This is a genomic window from Kamptonema formosum PCC 10802, from assembly GCF_000332335.1.
GTDB lineage: Bacteria > Cyanobacteriota > Cyanobacteriia > Cyanobacteriales > Oscillatoriaceae > Oscillatoria.
This window is the reverse complement of the sequence record NZ_KB235948.1, coordinates 2,007,628-2,026,659: the sequence shown is the minus strand read 5'-3', so window position 1 is coordinate 2,026,659 and position 19,032 is coordinate 2,007,628. Positions and strand designations below refer to the sequence as shown.

Sequence of the window (19,032 nt, the reverse complement as noted above, 5' to 3'; positions counted from 1 at the left end):
CAGAAATTGCCATAGCTGAATTGCCGGTTGAGCCAAATCCTGTTGTGCCAGAAGTTATCATAGCTGAATTGCCGGTTGAGCCGGCACCCGTTGCAGCAGAAATTGCCATCGCTCAATTGCCGGTTGAGCCAAATCCTGTTGCGTCAGAAGTTATCATAGCTGAATTGCCGGTTGAGCCGGCACCCGTTGCAGCAGAAATTGCCATAGCTGAATTGCCGGTTGAGCCAAATCCTGTTGTGCCAGAAGTTATCATAGCTGAATTGCCGGTTGAGCCGGCACCCGTTGCAGCAGAAATTGCCATCGCTCAATTGCCGGTTGAGCCAAATCCTGTTGCGCCAGAAGTTATCATAGCTGAATTGCCGGTTGAGCCAAATCCTGTTGTGCCAGAAGTTGTGATAACTCAATTGCCGGTTGAGCCGGCACCCGTTGCGCCAGAAGTTATCATAGCTGAATTGCCGGTTGAGCCGGCACCGGCACCTGTGGCAGAAATTGACATAACTCAATTGCCGGTTGAGCCAAACCCTGTTGCTACAGAAGTGCCAAATCCCCAACAAACCCTCTCCCAGGAATGGCAAACTTTAGCTGCTTTGAGCTTGGCACAGCTGAAACTGACTGACTTCGAGCCCTCAGTAGCCCATAAAATTTCTCAGGCTTTCCAGAAATATCAGGAAGCCAGCACCTTAGCAGCGATTGCTCCCCAAGTGCTACAGCATCCGGCTGAAAGTGTCGCCTCGGATGTCAGCCCCTCTCAAATTGAACAGCAGCGACTGCAATCCCTTCAAGGGCTGCAAAAAGAACTCGACCAACTTTTGGCGGAACTCGGGCAGCACCAAACCGCCCTAGAGTCAGAAATTCAAAAGGCATGGAATGAAATGGAAGAGCAAATTCCTTTAGCTGAACTAAACTGGATGCAGGCAAACATCTCACTGATACCGGTGTTTTCCAGTGGGTATGACAGTTTGCAGCCCCTCGCCGCACTTTGGCAAAATGCAGCAGCGCACCAGTTGCAGCGGTTGCAAAGCATCCGGCAAAAGGCAGAGCTTTTTGAGGCGCAACGACAGCAATACGCAGCACTTGCAACCGCTATCAATCCCCACCTCTGGCAAGTCGTTGGGTATCAGCGAAACGCCTGCGGGAGACAGGGAGAAATTTGGAGTTGGGTGACAGACTCACCCCCCCTCGCCCAAAAGAATCAGTATCTTTCGCAAGCTGCAATAGCGGCACAAAACCGCCAAGCTTTAGAAACCTTGGCACGCGCCCTACAGCAGAGTGCCACACTTTTATGGGATGCGGAATTTATGGAAAATACCAGAAACAGTCAGGAGATGGTGCGCCAAGCTGCAGGTGTTACTTTGGCGCTAATTCAGCCGCAACAGACAGAAAGTCTGAATCCGCAAAACGCCCCAGAACAATCTCAACTGCAAGTTGCCGGTGCAACCGCACAGGGTTTCCCAGAAATGCAGTCTGAGGTGACAGCTATTCAGGAAAAAGGAGCCGCAAAACACCGGGATTTGCAAACAGCTCGTTTCTTGCTACTGTACTGGCAGCAACTAGCTGCCCGCCAAGCCATTCAACAGCTGGAATCTGTTAAAATAGAAGTTGATATTGCTATGCAGCAAGCCGGTAGGGCTTTAGCCCAACTACGAACCTTTGGGCATTAGCCCAACTACGAACCTTTGGGCTTTAGCCCAACTACGAACCTTTGGGCTTTAGCCCAACTACGAACCTTTGGCTTTAGCTTCCAGTTGAACCCCCCGGCGCGAGAATTGGCACCGGCACTCTTTTCCCCCGTTTCTCTCACTTTCATGAGTTCGCCATATCTCCCATGACACCGGCTCTCAACCTGCTAAACTTGTAATATAAGAGTGAGGCGCGCTATTCGAGTGAGCGAGAGCGGGGCGTCCAGTTCCCTGAAAGCGCATGAAGCCCCAAAAGCAATAGAAATCTCTCAATTCAACCCGCCTTCCTCAGCAAACAGCCGCAATAAACCCCACAACCTAAAACCATGCCATACACCCACCGGCTCGCTAACCTTGAAGATGCCAAAGCAATCGCCCCCCTGATGGCAGCCTTTGCCCAAGAAAGGGAATCCGCAGATCCCTCCATGCTGATTAAACCTAACTTCGACTTTGAAAAATACGTCGCCCACCTGCTTGACAAACCCCTTTCTTTATGCTATGTATTAGAATACAGGGAAACACCTGAGCAGCGAAACATTGTCGGCTGCTTGTTCATCTACTTCTACAACGAAGCCCCACCCCCCAACCTCCCCGAAAACCTCACCCAGCAACACGAACTGGAAAATCCCTTTCAACCCCGCCGCGTCGGTTCCGTTTTAGGGCTGTACGTCAAACCAGAACACCGGCACCCGGAAGCAATAAAACTCCTCGCTGATGCCGGCATCCAATACGGGGAAAAAATGAAAGTCACCGATATTGACATCTTAGTTGCCGCCGATCAAACCGGCATCCAAGCCCTACTGCAACGTGCCGGTTTCACCAAAGCCGCCGTGCAATACACCCGCCACTACCATATCCCCGCATCGGCACAATTGCCAAGCTTGCACCCCCCACACCCAGAATTAGGAGAAATTATTCCACCGGCACCCAGCGCCATCCCCTTGCGCCAGCCCGATTCCAACTCCCTCGTTCGCAACCCCCACGGCGAACCCGTCTTTCTCGCCCCCATTGCCAGTGTTGCCGGAGAACTCCTCAAAACATCCATCGGCTTGCCCGTTTACCCCACCCCAGTGCGAGATCCGCAAACCAATGACTGGGTGTTTGACTCCACCGGCAACTTAGTCACCTGCCCCCCACTGCGCGACGAACACAATCAAATTGTCGAACATCAAAGCATCCCTCAATTCCACCCCCCAGCTTACGAACTCGTCTCAGGTAAAATCCACCTCAAACGCGATGCCGGCGGCAACTGTGTCTTTTGCGACGTCGAGCGCAATTCAGACGGCAAAATGGTCAGAACTCCCGATGGCATGCCGGTTTTCAAGATGCCGGTGCTCGGTTAAAAAGCCCTAGCGGGTGCGGGGCGCTACCATCCCCCCCGTGCCCTACCATCCCCCCAAACCGGGGTGGGAAAGCCCGAGTCTCTCATGCAAGTGAGAGAGCGCCTCTCCCTCACTTGCCTGATTTACCTCACGCCGGCTCCCAGTCAGGCGGGATCTGGCACTCGTCAAAGGCAAAATCATCCTCAAATTTAGGCGCTGGCTGTCGGACGTTGCCGCTGCCATACGGCTGGAAAAATTTAGCCTGCCGGCGCAAACCCTCTACCAACAGCTGCAGCGTTTCCAGAACAGGTTTTTCCAGCGATGAGAGAACTTCGCTCACATGCAGCTTTCTCACCGCTCGCTCGCCGAACACCATCTCGAAACAAGCCGCCACCTCCTCTACCTCTTGCGGATCTACCTCTATGTTTTTGTCCACACCGGCATCCCCATCGGAATCGGTGCCGGCACTCGCTTTCATAGAAGCAATTTCCCCTTCCAGCGCTTCCTTCTCCCCAATTAGCTGCTCCCTCTCCCCTTCCAGCGCTTCCTTCTCCCCAATCAGCCGCTCCCTCTCCCCTTCCAGCGCTTCCTTCTCCCCAATTAGCTGCTCCCTCTCCCCTTCCAGCGCTTCCTTCTCCCCAATTAGCTGCTCCCTCTCCCCTTCCAGCGCTTCCTTCTCCCCAATCAGCTGCTCCTTTTCCTCTTCCGAGCGCCGCAGTTGGGCCACAAGTAACTGTCGCTCCTCCTCTTCCACCGCCGGCACCACCACAGCCCCCTCCAGCCGAACCCCACTTTCGCTCTCCCGGGCCACATTTTCCGTAGCGCTCGCTTTCATAGAAGCAATTTCCGCTGCCAGCGCTTCCTTCTCCAAAGCCAGCTGGTTCCTCTCCTCTTCCACTCGCCGCAACTGCGCCTGCACCAATGCCATTTTCCGCTGCCATAATTGGTCAACTTCCTGCCGCGCCCACTCCAGCGACTTCCGATCCCGCTCCTTGTCCTCCTGCTGCAGCTGAAACTTCTCTTCTTTGAGCTGCCTGATCAGCTCCAGATGCCGCTCCTGCGTCCGCGTCATCTCGCCGTAATCTTTCATCGAAATCGGCGCAGCGCCCGATTTGCCAGTCCGCCGGTGCGAAAACACAGGCACCAGAACCTTTTTGTAGTGATCCACCGTCGCTTCAATGTGGCCCACCTTCACTTCTTTTTCCGTCTCTCCCTCACCGGCATCCGACTGCGCCAGATTTCTGGCCCACTCCCGCATGCTGTTTCTTTCGCTCTCTTCGACTTTGTAATTGTCCCACACCAGCCGCTGCCAGTCCTCTTCTGTGGCGCACGATAGCTTATTCGGTTCCCCTGTTTTCAGGCTGCGCTTCAGTTCCTTAATCGCCTTGACTGTCCACTTCATCCCCGATTGCAGCACCTCCACGACTTGCTCGTCGCTCAGTTTGCTCAAAGCTGCCAGAGCTGAGCGGTTCCATCCCATCATCTCATTTACATGCTGGGGCAGGCGATTCATCAAGCCCGCGATGGCCATTGCCTGCTTGGCTTCTTTGCGCCCGTCCGGAAAGTAGTGGCCCACCCAGCTGTTGAAGGTGCCTTTCAAGTCCCGCTGCCACTTGAGCAGTTCTTGCCCCCACTCCAAGAGGATATCGTTGACCGTATTAAAGCTCTCGCGTCCTTTGACCGCTGTGTCCTGCGCTTGGGCTATTTTCTGGGCACTCAGCGAGCGGCTGTAACGAAAGCTACCCTTGGAGCCTGTCTGTGAAGTAGTTTGCGAGGAAGTCCGTTTCTGTGTCATAATAATTGTCTAAATTTTCTTTTTTTGTCCACAGCATTTTTTGCTGTGGTTTTTACTTTACGCCATTTTGGCCCCTAGGCCTGCAATGCAGTAGCAAGGGAACCCTTGGCTTTTATCTTACGACGGTTTCCTTGACCTGTGACATAAGTTTAACAAAAATTTACATTTCCCCCACCGGCCTCCTGAGAGCGCCGCGCCGGTGTTCGACCTCAACCAGCACGGCGGCGCACCGGGCCCAACTCCTTAACAAAAAGTCACACATCCGGGTGATATAGCAATAAACAGTAAGTTTAGGGCATTGGGCATTGGCCGGTGGGCGATGGGGCATTGCTATGAGTCCTCCCCATGCACCCAGGGCCATGCGCCCAGGGCCATGCGTCCAGGGCCATGCGCTCAGGGCCATGCGCCCGGGGCCATTAATCTCCGTTCCCTAAGTGGCTACTGCCAGAACTTAAAATTAGCAGACCGGCAGGCGCGAAGGCCCAGGGAGCATCCCAATTTTGTAAGTCCGGCAGTCTTTCCGACAGAACCGGCAGTCTTTCCGGCAGAACCGGCAGTCTTTCCGACAGAACCGGCAGTCTTTCCGGCAGAACCGGCAGTCTTTCCGACAGAACCGGCAGTCTTTCCGGCAGAACCGGCAGTCTTTCCGGCAGAACCGGCAGTCTTTCCGGCAGAACCGGCAGTCTTTCCGGCAGAACCGGCAGTCTTTCCGGCAGAACCGGCAGTCTTTCCGATAGAACCGGCAGTCTTTCCGATAGAACCGGCAGTCTTTCCGGCAGAACCGGCAGTCTTTCCGGCAGAACCGGCAGTCTTTCCGACAGAACCGGCAGTCTTTCCGACAGAACCGGCAATCTGTACGGCGGAACCGGCACTGTACGGCGGTGCCGGCAGTCTGTACGGCAGTGCCGGCAGTCTGTACGAATCAGCCGGCAATCTGTACGAATCAGCCGGCAGTCTGTACGAATCAGCCGGCAGTCTGTACGAATCAGCCGGCAGTCTGTACGAATCAGCCGGCAGTCTGTACGAATCAGCCGGCAGTCTGTACGAATCAGCCGGCAGTCTGTACGAATCAGCCGGCAGTCTTCCCAAGGGGAACATTATATAGCAGTTCTTCGTTGGATGAAGTACGCCCGAGAACTCCGGTTTTTTTAAGAAACTGGAGTTGGATGAGGTCTGCCGGTTCAAAACGAAACCGTTTAACGAAATCGTTTGCGGTAGGGGCGAATTCACCCAAGATATCTCTCCGAAGCCCCGGAGGAGACTAAACACGCTACAACACAGCGGAACGCCTCAAGAAAAATGTACCGAACTGATATGATAACCGCTATATAACCTGCAACTCGCGCCCTCCCTAACCGATAGTTATAGCAGTATGCACTTAGGTTAGTACATAGGCATCATCGCATGAGGTATTGGGCATTGCTGGTAGGGGCGGGTTTACTAACATCTGGTAAAACCCAGAGACATCTTGGGTGAACCCGCCCCTACTTACCCCATGCGCATGAGCTCGATACGCATGAGCCCCATAAGCCATGTCATTAATGTCTTAACCAATATGACTGCGGCTATAATTCGCGAGGGGAGTAATGAGCTGACGGGTAACAGCCAAAACGAGGAACAGGAAAGTGAAACGAGCCATGCCAGAAGCAGCAGGAAGCAGAGCAATCAGAGAAGCCTCTCAACTCTTGAGCTTCCAGGCACTGACATGCTATTTTTGGGTCAACCTCTCTGAACTTAAAAGCATGGACACACTGAGCGCAACTTCTGGGAATTGGCTGGACTGGTTTGTCGTCTTTGGCTATCTGAGTTTGACAGTCTTGGTTATGGTTCGCGTTTTCACCACGCAGAAGAAGTGACCGGTACAGTAAGCCACCGGCTTATTTTCGCCAGGGCCATTTCGTGCCCATCTCCGTCATAGCGGAAAAGACGAGATAGAGAGTCAGGATGCCGGTGCCGGCTAGCAAAAACACCAAATCGTCGCTCATTGATGGGTGGGCAGCTAAACTTCCCCACCAGTATACACCCTTTCTACTTGACTGGGGCAGGTTTTGCCTTCTTTGGAAGCAGTAATAAATCAGGGGCAGGCTCTCGTGCCTGCCCCTATAATCTAAAGCAATCCGGTTTGTCCGCTTACAATACGGGTGATAATTAACCGCCCGCGCTTTCTCGGCTTCCCGCAGTGCAGAGCGCCAAGGACGCCAAGAAGGGAAAAGAAAGTGGGAGAGGGATAGAAAAGTTAATTGCCGGCCATTGAGCGGAGATGATATAATAGGCGTGCGCTCAGATATTTTGTGGGGGGGGAAGCCTTGAGGGATGGGCCGGCAGCATCAGGGCGTGGGATTATTCGGGCAGGGAAATTGGCTCAATGTAGCTGGAATTAGCGCGGACGTAGCAGTTTTTATTCGTCCGCATCCAAGGAGAGCCGCCCGAAAGTTCAATCGCATTGACTTGACGCAATTCTGGCACAACCGTATCTTGACTGCGGTACACTTGTTTAATGGTTCCATTGGGCGTCTGCCGGCAGTTAAGCTTTCCGTCCGCCGAAGTGACGCGCCACTTTGGCCAAGTGCCGGTGCCAGAAGTTTCCGTCACCCATGTATTGGCATTCTGGGGTGTGTAATCTCCTTTAGCATCTGGGCGCGGGAGGGGCTCTACTAGACTTACTTTAAAGGTTTTACCGGCAGAGGGGCAGTTTTCTCCTCCTTTGACCTTCCAAGTCACCTCCGCTCCCAGTGTGGCACTCCGCCCCACAGCCCGCCTGACAATTGTAATGTCCCCGGAGCAGCTCATTGGCGAACCGGGTCCAATTGTTCGGTCGCGAAATGTGCCGGTGTAGTAGTAAGATCCTGCCGCTCCCTCGGCTCGCGTGATGGTAATGTCTCCTAAAAAATTGCGCCCGCCAGCGGTTGTGTGATAATACCCACCAGCTTTGTTATTGGTTTCGGCCAGCACCAAAGAAGTGCTGCCAGTCGGGTTAACGTAGGTGGTGGCGCGAGCGCACACGGAAGGCAGCCATAAAATTGCGGCACAAAAAGCGATGTAAAGTTGTTTCATAAGATCCTCTGAGGGGCGCACCTGTGAGCTGCCGGAACAGATTCCGGTGCGCCGAGTTGTTGAGTTGAGCGGTGAAGTTACCGAAAAGCGCTCTCAACCGCTCTTAGAGATATTATATAGCAGCTGTAAATGATTTGCGCAACCGCCCTTGGCCCAGCCACCGGGTTATTTAAACCGGGACTCTGAAATTTACACAAAGGTTATTGCCGCGCTATACTATAGATATCACTAGCAGTGCCGGCGAGCGCCGCCCCAGAAAATCAGGCACTGCCATGAGTTGCTGCTTTTCAACCGCTGCTTTCAAGTACAAAACGTGACGCACTTGTAGGGGAGTTGAGGAACCCGCAGCGCTGATTGTTCGACTTTAAATATTTAGCCACTTCGCTCGGTCTGGCAGTTAGGCTAGGCTTCTTTCTGCCTGTGCCTCCTCCTGTTGAGGTGGAGCGATTGGTCGTTTCATGGAAGTTCAGGAGTTAGGACTGTGAAATTGAAGAATTTGGGGACAGGGCTGGCGGCTGCTGGATTGGCCATCGCGACTGCCGGTCTAGCGATCAACCTGCCGGCGAGTGCGAGAGTTTACCCAGCACAGCTTGCAGGGAATAAGCCGGCTTCTGTTGAGGTAGCCCGCAGCAAAGCCAGCATTAAACTGGGCGAAGAGTTTCAGTTAAAAATCAACCAGCAAGCTAACCTCAATGCAGAAAAAATAAAAGTCTGGTTCCTCCGAGTGGTGGCAGACTCCCGCTGCCCCGCCAACGCCCGCTGCATCACAGCTGGCAGGATTTCGATAGCGGTCAAGATTGTCCAAAACAACCAAGATTTGGGTGAGACTATCTTGACCCTCGATCCGGGAGATCCAAAGTTAGCCACTCAAACCTTTGGCGGTAATTATGCAATTCAATTGCTGGACGTTCAGCCGTATCCCCTAGCGGGTGGGGAGATTAAACCGGCAGCCTACAGGGTGAAGCTAACTGTCACCAAAGCGTCCTAATCCAGAGCGACCGGGCGCTGCCGCCACGAAAAAAGAAAGCCCCGGCGCTATGTCCGGGGCGAACTGTTATGGGAAGGGGAAGAAAAAGACGCTTGCCATTAGTTCCTGCACTCGACCGGCGGAAATGTCAGTAAGTCTGCACGAACCCAGCCGGTCGCCCGACTCTGGCGAAATCCGACTTTGTACCAAGAATAGCCCTGACTGTCTTGTCTGACTGCCCACTGTTCGGGATTGCCGCCAGGAGTTTCTCGGAAGATATCGACCAAATCGCCGGAAAGGCCGTAATGCTGGATTTTGTAATTCTGGCCCGGGCCTTGGCGAACCCAAATTTTTGATTTTGGATTGCTAGCCCGCAAGGTAGTCGAGCAATAGGACACATCTGTGGCTCCGGAATAGTTAGCGCGAGCCGGCTGCCCTGTAGCAAAAATCAGAGCGGTGGAGGCAGCGAGGGCAGCAAAAATAACCGGCTGGATTTTGATCGCCGTTTTCCTGCCAAAAATTGATAAGCCAGAAAAACAAGGGTGGTTCCTTGAAGAATCTTCTGCTTCTGCGAATCCGGCAGAGTGCTGGACTGTGCTTTGCTTGAGGAAGGTATCTGTAAGAAAATGGAACCTTACTGTCATTGCTGTGCTGTTAGGTTAGTTTCGACACTCCGGGATTTCAGGGAGATTACATAGAGTTCAGGAAATTTTTTCAAAAATCCTCCGGTAATATACGGAAGAGCCTGAGTGCCAACTGGCAGCAACTTCAGATATAGCGCCTGCCAGCGCGTCTTCCCGGCAGGTCTAGGCTGGACACATTGCCATAAGTGTGCACTCCCAGACTAATCGCGGCTGGGCGTAACTCAGCAAATATTGACGCGCCCGCTCCAGCTGATCTATGGGCAATTTATTAATCGCCCCCGCCTTTTGTTGCTGCTGCCAGTAGCAGTGCTGCAGGTATTCCACCAACCACAGCTGCGCTTCCGCATCCAGGGTTTTGTCAATCTCTCTGGCTAGTTCGAGAGCCTGTCGGAGCGAGCGCGGCATTTGCCTCACCTTTTGCAGCAGTTCCTGGGGAATCGCTTGCAGTTGCTGCATTGCTGCGATCGCCTCTCCGGGACTCCCCTGGGCGATTGCCATCACCGGCTCGTTCCCCACGATCTCCTGGCAACCGGCTCGCCGCAACACCTGGGCCATCGCCTCTGGCGTCAGGCGGTAGAATGGAATCCGCTGGCAGCGGGACACCAGCGTCGGCAGCAGGGATTCGGCACTGGGGGCGATCAAAATCAGCGTCGCATTGCCCGGTTCCTCCAGCGTTTTGAGCAATCCATTCGCCGCCGCCTCCGCCATCGTCTCCGCGCGCTCGACGGCGACGACTTTTCGCGGCGCTTGCAGCGGGGGCAAGCTGAGAAATTGGCCAATTTCCCGCACCTGGTCCAGCCGAATTTGCGGCGGTGCCCTGCGCTTCACCCCCGCCGCCGCCGCTTCTTTGGCAGACAGTCGCTTCCCCTGGTGCAGGTAAGTCGGCTCCACCCACAGCACGTCTGGGTGGTTCCCCTGCCGCACCCGATTTTGTACAGACTCTATCGTTCCTTTCCCTTTGCCTGCTTGGGGCGCTGGCGCACCGGCACAGAACAGCTGCTCGATAAAGCACCTCGCCGCCAAACTCCTCCCCACACCCTCAGCACCGGCAAACAAATATGCCGGTGCGATGCGGTTTAAAGCCACGGCCTGAGTCAGCAACTCCACCGCCCGCTCTTGCCCTATCAGTTCCGCAAAAAAATTCATATAAATTAGGTTTGATTAATTATATATAGGGCGTGGGGCGCGGGGCGCGGCGCATGGCGCATGGCGCATGGCGCATCATCGCATGGCGCATCATCGCATGGCGCATGGGGCATCATCGCATGGGGCATCATCGCATGGGGCATCATCGCATCATCGCATCATCGCAAAATTATCAATCCCCAATCCTCAAGACTCTGTTGGCGAATGCCTGAGGAGTTAGACCTCAGGCTAGTTGGCCAGGTTCCAGGCGATTGAAATCGCAGCTATACAGACGAAGCCCGCCTACGCGGGCTAAAGCAAGATTCTCACTCCAAAGCGCGGTTTTTTTCGAGGAAAGACGAGGAAAGGGGGGGACGAAAGGTTCTCTCGAAAGCTCCCCTCCCCGTTAACGGGGAGGGGTTAGGGGTGGGGTCAGACCCCCTATCAATTCGCCAACAGTCTCTCCTCAATCCCCAATCCAAAATCTAAAATCTAAAATTGGTATAAACCCCTAACCCCTAACCCCTAACATGCCAGATGCTGGCGGACAATTGTCTGAATCCGCTCCGCGACCATCACCTCACTGGGACTGGCATCCACTCGCACAATCCGCTGGGGGTGGGCTAGAGCTAGGGCGGCGTAGCCTTGCGCGACGCGCCGGTGGAACGCCAGATCCGCTTGTTCCATGCGGTCAGCTGCGCCCCGCCGGCGCGTTCTGGCCAAACCGACCCCCACATCTATATCTAACCACAGGGTTAAATCGCTTTCCAGCCCGCCGGTAGCGATTTGGTTGAGCTGTTCGACCTCCGCCAGATCCAGCCCCCGTCCGTACCCCTGGTAAGCTACAGTGGAATCCGTGTAGCGATCGCACAAAACAATCGCACCGGCAGCCAGTTGGGGCTTGAGGAACTCCTCAACGTGCTGGGCTCGGTCGGCAGCATACAAGAATAATTCTGCCCGATCCTGAATCTGGCAGCCGGCACCCTCATCCAAGAGCAGCCGGCGCAGGCGCACGCCCAGTTCCGTACCCCCAGGCTGCCTGGTGACCGCCACCGGCAGCGGTTGCAGCCACTGCTGCAATCGGTTTAACTGCGTGGTTTTGCCACACCCTTCCACCCCTTCAAATACAATCAGTTTTCCGCCCACGCCAAAGGCCTCTTGTCTCAAATCCGGTGAATTCCTAACTTAACATTGCGTTGGAGATTATAGCAGTATGCACTTCGGTTAGAACATTAGACCTTCAGGCTCGGCGGACGCCCCCCCTACGTCTATAGAGCAGTAAGCATTTAGGAAACCTACATTCCGGCCTCCCTTGCTCCAGAGCTCCCGAAGCTTCTATTGTTCTAACCAATATGACTGCTGCTATAATTGCTGTCGCCCTCGGCTTCAATTTTAATTTGCACCGGCGCAACCGGGCGTGATATAATATGGTGTTACGCTTTTAATATGCTTATTTTAGAAAGGAGGCAGAGCCGACCGAGGCGCGTTCCCAGCCTGAGGCTGGGAACGAGGGATAGAGATGGATAGCAAAAATTAAATGCGCAACAGCTTATCACGCCGGCACCCCCTGGAGGGCAAACGCCACTGCAGGGCTAGAGGGTAGTTTGGCTGGACGTGCCACTCAGGCCACCGGTCACGGTATCGCTGCCACCGGCAAGCGTGTCAGTGGGCAATCCCTCTGAACCCAGGCCGGTGTCACCAATGACCTTAAAATCGTCTACTGTGAGGAGAGTCGGATCGGAAACACTCGCCAATATGGCCAAAAGTTTGCCATCAGGGCCATTAATGATGGTAAACCGGCTCAATAAGTTCTCGTCCACCAAATTAAAGCCTTGCTCTATCTGTATCTGGTCGAAGGTCAATCCATCACCTAAGCCAATATAGTCGGACTGGTCCAAGTAATCTATGATAAAATCCGGGCCGGTACCCACTGACAGGACAAATGTATCTGTGCCGGCACCGCCGGTCACGGTATCTGAACCAAACTCACCCAAAAGGTAGTCATCACCTTCGCCCCCAATCAGCGTGTCATCGCCGTTACCGCCCCGAATCGAGTCGTTGCCCTCTCCCCCGAACAGTGAATCATTCCCTCTGTTACCATTAACAATGTCGTCCCCTATATCCCCAAACAAAACGTCATTATCCGCTTCCCCAAACAGGCTGTCCGCTTCGCGACCGCCCCGCAGCGTGTCGTTGCCGTTCCCCCCGAACAGTCGATCGATCCCTTCATTGCCAAATAACTCGTCGTCACCCGCATCCCCATAGAGAGTGTCTTCACCGGCCTCACCCAAAAGCGTGTCACTGTCTCGACCGCCCCACAGCGTGTCATTGCCGTCTCCCCCGAACAGTTGATCGACACCGGCATTGCCGAATACCTGGTCATTCCCTATATTTCCATAGAGGGCGTCCCCCCCATCCCCCCCAAACACAGTGTCATCCCCCGCACCGCCGGCTGCTGTGTCGCTGCCGGTGTCCCCGAAAAGCTGATCTTTGCCGGCGTTGCCAAATAACTGGTCATTCCCTGGAAGACCGAAGAGCGTATCGTCTCCTCCCAGCCCTAACATTATATCGGCTCCTTCAGTCCCTGAGAAGGCGTTACTGCTCGCATTTCCAATCAGGTTTGCCATATCCGATTTGCTGCTCCACTAACAACAACAAGGTGAATATACCCAGATTACAGCAAAATCTATCGGGCTTTATGTGGCCCTATTTTTAGCTTGTTTTTCAGCCTTTTCTAAGGCTTTATATTTGAGTGCGGTCAGGAGAGAAACACGGTTTATTTGAACCGCCTGATTTTTAGCCCCCCGAGGTTTCACTAAGCATTTATAAGCGCTATCTAACAGAAGTGTAGCAGCTCCATCCGTCTAAATTTTGTGTGGGGAAAGGTTAGGATGTCAAAGGTGGGGAGCGGGTTTATATAAGATATATAGCAGTATGCACTTAGGTTAGAACATTAGACCTTCAGGCTCGGCGGACGCCTGCCCTACGTCTATATAACAGTAAGCATTTAGGAAACCTACTCCGGCCTCCCTTGCTCCAGAGCTCCCGAAGCTTCTATTGTTCTAACCAATATGATTGCTGCTATATCAGTAGCCACTTAGGTTAGGACATAGGACAGGCGTCGCGCTCTTGAGCGCTTGCGCCGCTGCGCTAACGCCTGTCTCAGAGATATTGAGGGCACAGAGGGAACGCCTGCCCTACGTCTATACTTCGTATTCCAGTGTCCTAAACTTACTGTTTATTGCTCTATCACTGGGAACTTGGGGTGTTGGTGCACCGGCCCCTACTTTACACTCTGTCAGCTCTACCTCACCGGCGCTCGCATCTTGACTCATTTCTTTCTCCTGTTCGGCTAAGGCTATTAGCACACTTTTGCCATTTTGTCAATAAAAACACCAAACTAATTTTTGTGCGGTGGGCTGGTGTCGGCTCGAATTTGGCTGCCGCGCCGGTGGCAGGAGGAAGCAGCCTGAGGCAATATAGTAGTTGCAGGAAGCGGCGGGGAAAAGATTTTTGTCTGCTCAATCCTGTGTGTGGGATTGAAAAAGGCAGATTTCCTCATGGTTCAACAAACCTCTATGCCGGTGAGTGTTAACCCGATTAAGTTTGGTACGGATGGCTGGCGCGGCGTGATTGCGGCAGATTTCACGTTTGAGCGCGTGGCGTTGGTTGCGCCGGTGGCGGCGGCAGTTTTGGCGGAGCTCTATGGCGAGATCACTTCTAGCCGTACAGTTATCGTGGGCTATGACCGGCGCTTTCTGGCCGAAGAGTTCGCAGCTGTGGCGGCGGAGGCGGTGCGAGCGGCTGGTTTTGACGTGCTGCTGTCGGAAACTTACGCCCCCACACCGGCGTTCAGCTGGGCAGCTAAGCAGCATAACGCCCTGGGCGCAATTGTCATGACGGCGAGTCACAACCCCGCAGCATACTTGGGGTTGAAAGTCAAGGGGTATTTTGGCGGGTCAGTTTCCCCGGAGGTGACCAAGAAAATTGAAGCGAAGTTGGATGGGAAAGCACCGGCATCTGGGACACCGGGAACCCTGAAGGCATTCAATCCGTGGCCATCGTACTGTCAGGGGCTGCGGGGAATGGTGGATATTTCGCGGATTCGCGAGGCGGTAGAGGGAGGGAAGGTGGCGGTGTTTGCGGATGTGATGCACGGCGCGGCAGCCGGCGGGCTCAGCCAGCTGTTGGGGGTGCCGGTGCGCGAAATCAACAGTGAGCGGGACCCGCTGTTTGGTGGGTGCGCCCCGGAACCGTTACCGAAATACCTGTCGCAGCTGTTCCGGGTGATGCGGGCGCACAAGAGGGCGCTGGGTGCCGGTATAGCGACAGGGTTCGTGTTTGATGGGGATAGCGACCGAATTGCGGCGGTGGACAGCACCGGCAATTTCCTGAGCTCGCAAATTTTAATTCCGATTTTGCTGGAACATTTGGCGAAACGGCGGGGGCTAAGCGGGGAAGTGGTGAAGACGGTGAGCGGTTCGGATTTAATTCCGAAGGTGGCGGCGCTGTACGGACTGCCGGTGTTTGAAACGCCGATTGGGTACAAGTATATTGCAGACCGGATGCTAGAGGTGCCGGTGCTGGTGGGCGGTGAGGAGTCTGGCGGGATTGGGTATGGGACTCACATTCCGGAACGGGATGCCTTGCTGTCGGCGCTGTATTTGCTGGAAGCAGTTGTGGAATCTGGGGAGGATTTGGGGGAGATTTACAGCCGGTTGCAGGGGGAAACGGGGTTTAATGCGGCGTATGACCGAATTGATTTGCCGCTGGGGAGTATGGAGGTGCGCTCTCGTTTGCTGGAAGAGTTGCAAAAGGCTCCGCTGCAGGAAATTGCCGGTGTGCCGGTGGTGGATTGCAATCCGGTGGATGGGTATAAGTTTAGGTTGGGGGATGGTTCTTGGCTGCTGATTCGGTTTAGCGGTACTGAGCCGGTGTTGCGGTTATATTGTGAGGCGGCTAATTTGAAGCGGGTGCATGAAACCCTGGCTTGGGCAAAAGACTGGGCGAATCGATTTTAGGGGGTTGGGTTTTAATATAGCATTAGCCACTGAAGGGCAGGCGTCTCGCCTGCCCTACGTCTATACTCAGTAACCGGCACCACAATTGAGGTCGCTGCGTAAGAGACTGCAATAGTAGGGTGGGGCACTCATCCACACTAGAGCAAGGTTTGTAGTTGGGCTTTAGCCCCACCGGCTCACGCAGTAGAGCAAGGTTTGTAGTTGGGCTTTAGCCCCACCGGCTCCCCCACAGTAGAGCAAGGTTCGTAGTTGGGCTTTAGCCCTACCAACTCCCCCACAGTAGAGCAAGGTTTGTAGTTGGGCTTTAGCCCCACCGGCTCGTCTGCAGCCGGTTCTAAGTGTGCCGGTTGTGTGTGACAGAAATTTTGGCAAAAATTGCACAGATTTCCGGATTTGTGTTATCCTGAGAATAATGGAAAAGGTGCGGCCATATAAGGTCAGGAATGGGCCACATTCCATCATCTTCCTTCCCCGACAATCGCCGCGCATTCAGTTTGTGGCTTTGGTGGGGCGGGTTGATTGAGCACCGGCATGTTGTGGCAAAGATTTGGGCTTTGGAGATTCCAGGGATGAACCCCACCCCCCAACCCCCTCCGCGCGTGCGGGGAGGGGGAGAAAGAGATGGCTTTGGTGGGGGCGGGTTGATTGAGCACCGGCATGTTGTGGCAAAGATTTCGGCTTTGGAGATTCCAGGGATGAACCCGGCACCCCAACCCCCTCCCCGCGTGCGGGGAGGGGGAGAAAGAGATGGCTTTGGTGGGGGCGGGTTTATTGATATTCGGCATGTTGTGGCAAAGATTGCGGGCGAACCCGCCCCTACAAATCACCGGCATCCTGTATCGGGTGAAGCCGCCGACGCAACACATTATATATATGCAGATTTTGAGGGTTAGACCTACAGCTAGTTCGTCGGCGATTAGCCGGGGTTCCTGGCGATTGGAAATCGCGGCTATACAGACAAAGCCCGCCTTCGCGGGCTAAGAGTAGAGCGAGACTCTCACAAGTTGCGCGGTTTTTCCTCCTCCGGGCTTGAGCTGGGAACGAGGAAACTTGGGGGTGGGGTAAACGACTCCCCCGCCCCTACAAACCCCCGGCATCCTGTATCGGGTGAAGCCGCCGGCACAACACATTATATATATGCAGATTTTGAGAGCCTCCCTCTTCTCTTAAGCCCGCGAAGGCGGGCTTCGTCTGTATAGCCGCGATTTCAATCGCCAGGGACTTTAGCGTTGCACTCCCCCTTCTAAAATTTCCCCCCTATTCCCCAAAAGGAAACCGGCTCTGAGCAGCGCCCCGGTTTCCCCAGCGCCACCACACCCAGATTGCCCGCACGCCCGCCAACAGCTGCAATCCGATCGTGTGCCGGCGTTCAAATCCCTGTTGCGCCCCCCTCCAACCGCAGGAAATGCACCCGCCCCGAATTATCGCCCGCCACCACTGTCACCCCATCCGCCGCGACAGCACAGCAATTGAACGGATACTCGCCGGTGAAAGTAGCCATCTCCTTGCCGGTATTCAAGTCCCAGAGTTTCAGGGTGTTATCCTCTGAAGCGGAAACCGCCTTTTGCCCGTCGGGGGTGATGGCGACGGCATTTACCTCGTCGGTATGCCCGGTGAGTGTCCGCACCGGCTTGCCGCTATTCAAGTCCCAGATTTTCAGGGTTTTATCCCATGAAGCGGAAACCGCCTTTTGCCCGTCGGGGGTGATGGCGACCGCATTTACCCATACCGGTATGCCCGGTGAGTGTCCCCACCCCCTCGCCGCTATTCAAGTCCCATATTTTCAGGGTTTTATCCCCTTAAGCGTAAACCACCTTTTGCCCGTCGGGGGTGATGGCAACTGCACTTAGCTCCCAGATATCCTGGGTGAGAGTCCCCACCCCCTTGCCCCTATTCAAGTCCCATATTTTCAAGGTGCCATCCCATGAAACATAAACCACCTTTTGCCCGTCGAGGGTGATGGCAACCGCATTTACCGCACCGGTATGCCCAGTGAGAGTCCCCTCCCGCTTGCCCTTCTTCAAATCCTATCATTGTCAGGGTGCGATCCCTTGAAGCTCAAACCACCTTTTGCCCGTCAGGGGTGATGGCCACTGCCCTTAGCTCCCAGATATCCTGGGTGAGAGTCCACACCCGCTTGCCCCTATTCAAGTCCCACATTTTCAGGGTGCCATCCCATGAAGCTCAAACCGCCTGTTGCCCGTCAGGAGAGATGGCTACTTTCGCAGACTCGTTGGTATACCCGGTGAGTGTCACCCGCGGCTCGCCGCTATTCAAGTCCCAGATTTTCAGGGTGTTATCCTCGAAAGCGGAAACCGTCTTTTGCCCGTCGGGGGTGATGGCGACGGCATTTACCCAGCCGGTATGCCCGGTGAGTGTCCGCACCGGCTCGCCGCTATTCAAGTCCCAGATTTTCAGGGTTTTATCCCATGAAGCGGAAACCGCCTTTTGCCCGTCGGGGGTGATGGCGACTGCACTTAGCTCCCAGATATCCTGGGTGAGAGTCCGCACCGGCTTGCCCCTATTCAAGTCCCAGATTTTCAGGGTGCCATCCGATGAAGCGGAAACCGCCTTTTGCCCGTCGGGGGTGATGGCGACGGCATTTACCGCGCCGGTATGCCCGGTGAGAGTCCGCACCGGCTTGCCCTTCTTCAAATCCGAGATTGTCAGGGTGCGATCCCTTGAAGCGGAAACCGCCTTTTGCCCGTCGGGGGTGATGGCGACTGCACTTAGCTCCCAGATATCCTGGGTGAGAGTCCGCACCGGCTTGCCCCTATTCAAGTCCCAGATTTTCAGGGTGCCATCCGATGAAGCGGAAACCGCCTGTTGCCCGTCGGGGGTGATGGCGACTGCTTTTACCTCGTTGGTATACCCGGTGAGTGTCAGCAGCGGCTCGCCGCTATTCAAGTCCCAGATTTTCAGGGTGTTATCCTCGGAAGCGGAAACCGCCTTTTGCCCGTCGGGGGTGATGGCGACTGCTTCTACCGAGCCGGTATGCCCGGTGAGTGTCCGCACCGGCTTGCCCCTATTTAAGTCCCAGATTGTCAGGATTTTATCCGATGAAGCAACCGCCTTTTGCCCGTCGGGGGTGATGGCGACTGCATTTACCCCCCAGATATCCTCGGTGAGAGTCCGCACCGGCTTGCCCCTATTCAAGTCCCAGATTGTCAGGGTTTTAGGCCATGAAATGGAAACCGCCTTTTGCCCGTCGGGGGTGATGGCCACTGCAACTACCGAGCCGGTATGCCCGGTGAGAGTCAGCACCGGCTCGCCGGTATTCAAGTCCCAGATTTTCAGGGTGTTATCCGCTGAAGCGGAAATCGCCTTTTGCCCGTCGGGGGTGATGGCGACTGCTTGTACCCAGCCGGTATGCCCGGTGAGTGTCCGCACCGGCTCGCCGCTATTCAAGTCCCAGATTTTCAGGG

General features: G+C 54.8%; 17 protein-coding genes and 1 pseudogene. 7 read left to right on the top strand and 11 right to left on the bottom strand.

All coding sequences use genetic code 11. The features are described from left to right. Positions 1–1,661, top strand: a pseudogene (locus OSC10802_RS52700) (hypothetical protein); the annotation flags it as partial. Positions 1,662–2,005: 344 nt separating this feature from the next. Further along, a complete protein-coding gene (locus OSC10802_RS0108690) occupies positions 2,006–3,022 on the top strand; it encodes a GNAT family N-acetyltransferase (protein ID WP_017716398.1) in 1,017 nt (338 codons plus the stop codon). 127 nt (positions 3,023–3,149) lie between these two features. Here OSC10802_RS0108690 and OSC10802_RS0108685 read toward each other — a convergent pair whose 3' ends face one another. Both OSC10802_RS0108685 and OSC10802_RS54200 read right to left on the bottom strand, forming a co-directional pair. Continuing rightward, positions 3,150–4,796: a hypothetical protein gene (locus OSC10802_RS0108685; RefSeq protein WP_017716397.1), complete on the bottom strand. Its 1,647-nt coding sequence runs from the start codon at positions 4,794–4,796 to the stop codon at positions 3,150–3,152. Between the two features lie 160 nt (positions 4,797–4,956). Then, positions 4,957–5,124 carry a hypothetical protein gene (locus OSC10802_RS54200; RefSeq protein ID WP_155967465.1) on the bottom strand — a complete coding sequence of 56 codons (168 nt, stop codon included), beginning with the start codon at positions 5,122–5,124 and terminating at the stop codon, positions 4,957–4,959. Positions 5,125–5,169: 45 nt separating this feature from the next. Here OSC10802_RS54200 and OSC10802_RS49225 point away from each other — a divergent pair, with 45 nt between their 5' ends. Next, entirely contained in the window at positions 5,170–5,901 is a 732-nt protein-coding gene (locus OSC10802_RS49225) for a hypothetical protein (RefSeq protein WP_017716396.1), read from the top strand. Between the two features lie 450 nt (positions 5,902–6,351). After that, positions 6,352–6,528 (top strand): hypothetical protein, encoded by a 177-nt coding sequence (locus OSC10802_RS49220; protein WP_155967464.1) that lies wholly within the window; start codon positions 6,352–6,354, stop codon positions 6,526–6,528. Between the two features lie 608 nt (positions 6,529–7,136). Here the strand turns inward: OSC10802_RS49220 and OSC10802_RS0108665 are convergent. Next, positions 7,137–7,850, bottom strand: coding sequence for a hypothetical protein (locus OSC10802_RS0108665; RefSeq protein ID WP_017716393.1), 714 nt, complete (start codon positions 7,848–7,850; stop codon positions 7,137–7,139). 481 nt (positions 7,851–8,331) lie between these two features. Here OSC10802_RS0108665 and OSC10802_RS0108660 point away from each other — a divergent pair, with 481 nt between their 5' ends. Then, positions 8,332–8,838: a hypothetical protein gene (locus OSC10802_RS0108660; RefSeq protein WP_017716392.1), complete on the top strand. Its 507-nt coding sequence runs from the start codon at positions 8,332–8,334 to the stop codon at positions 8,836–8,838. A 98-nt stretch (positions 8,839–8,936) separates the two neighbouring features. Here OSC10802_RS0108660 and OSC10802_RS0108655 read toward each other — a convergent pair whose 3' ends face one another. The 4 genes from OSC10802_RS0108655 to OSC10802_RS39275 all read right to left on the bottom strand — a co-directional run bounded on the left by OSC10802_RS0108655 (position 8,937) and on the right by OSC10802_RS39275 (position 13,213). Further along, positions 8,937–9,461 (bottom strand): SH3 domain-containing protein, encoded by a 525-nt coding sequence (locus OSC10802_RS0108655; protein WP_017716391.1) that lies wholly within the window; start codon positions 9,459–9,461, stop codon positions 8,937–8,939. A gap of 162 nt (positions 9,462–9,623) precedes the next feature. After that, the gene (holB, locus tag OSC10802_RS0108650; protein WP_017716390.1) at positions 9,624–10,607 is read right to left on the bottom strand and encodes a DNA polymerase III subunit delta'; all 984 of its coding nucleotides are present in this window, start codon (positions 10,605–10,607) and stop codon (positions 9,624–9,626) included. A gap of 504 nt (positions 10,608–11,111) precedes the next feature. Then, complete coding sequence (gene tmk / locus OSC10802_RS0108645) at positions 11,112–11,732, bottom strand: dTMP kinase (protein ID WP_026098306.1); 621 nt, start codon at positions 11,730–11,732, stop codon at positions 11,112–11,114. Between the two features lie 446 nt (positions 11,733–12,178). Next, positions 12,179–13,213 carry a calcium-binding protein gene (locus OSC10802_RS39275; RefSeq protein ID WP_017716388.1) on the bottom strand — a complete coding sequence of 345 codons (1,035 nt, stop codon included), beginning with the start codon at positions 13,211–13,213 and terminating at the stop codon, positions 12,179–12,181. Between the two features lie 933 nt (positions 13,214–14,146). Between OSC10802_RS39275 and OSC10802_RS0108630 the strand changes: the two genes are divergently transcribed. Continuing rightward, positions 14,147–15,607 carry a phosphoglucomutase/phosphomannomutase family protein gene (locus OSC10802_RS0108630; protein WP_232731651.1) on the top strand — a complete coding sequence of 487 codons (1,461 nt, stop codon included), beginning with the start codon at positions 14,147–14,149 and terminating at the stop codon, positions 15,605–15,607. Positions 15,608–15,769: 162 nt separating this feature from the next. Here the strand turns inward: OSC10802_RS0108630 and OSC10802_RS49210 are convergent, their stop codons facing one another. Further along, positions 15,770–15,988 carry a hypothetical protein gene (locus OSC10802_RS49210; RefSeq protein ID WP_155967462.1) on the bottom strand — a complete coding sequence of 73 codons (219 nt, stop codon included), beginning with the start codon at positions 15,986–15,988 and terminating at the stop codon, positions 15,770–15,772. Positions 15,989–16,050: 62 nt separating this feature from the next. Between OSC10802_RS49210 and OSC10802_RS0108625 the strand changes: the two genes are divergently transcribed. Continuing rightward, positions 16,051–16,500 (top strand): hypothetical protein, encoded by a 450-nt coding sequence (locus OSC10802_RS0108625; protein ID WP_017716385.1) that lies wholly within the window; start codon positions 16,051–16,053, stop codon positions 16,498–16,500. A gap of 476 nt (positions 16,501–16,976) precedes the next feature. On the opposite strand, the gene OSC10802_RS54195 is transcribed toward OSC10802_RS0108625, so the two are convergent. From OSC10802_RS54195 to OSC10802_RS39265, 3 genes are all read right to left on the bottom strand, one after another. After that, on the bottom strand, positions 16,977–17,252 hold the full coding sequence (locus OSC10802_RS54195; protein ID WP_063711959.1) for a WD40 repeat domain-containing protein: 276 nt from the start codon (positions 17,250–17,252) through the stop codon (positions 16,977–16,979). A gap of 154 nt (positions 17,253–17,406) precedes the next feature. Further along, the gene (locus tag OSC10802_RS54185) at positions 17,407–17,631 is read right to left on the bottom strand and encodes a WD40 repeat domain-containing protein (protein WP_063711958.1); all 225 of its coding nucleotides are present in this window, start codon (positions 17,629–17,631) and stop codon (positions 17,407–17,409) included. Positions 17,632–17,791: 160 nt separating this feature from the next. Continuing rightward, positions 17,792–19,032, bottom strand: a 1,241-nt coding sequence (locus tag OSC10802_RS39265; RefSeq protein ID WP_255349126.1) for a WD40 repeat domain-containing protein, incomplete at its 5' end; no start/stop codon positions are given.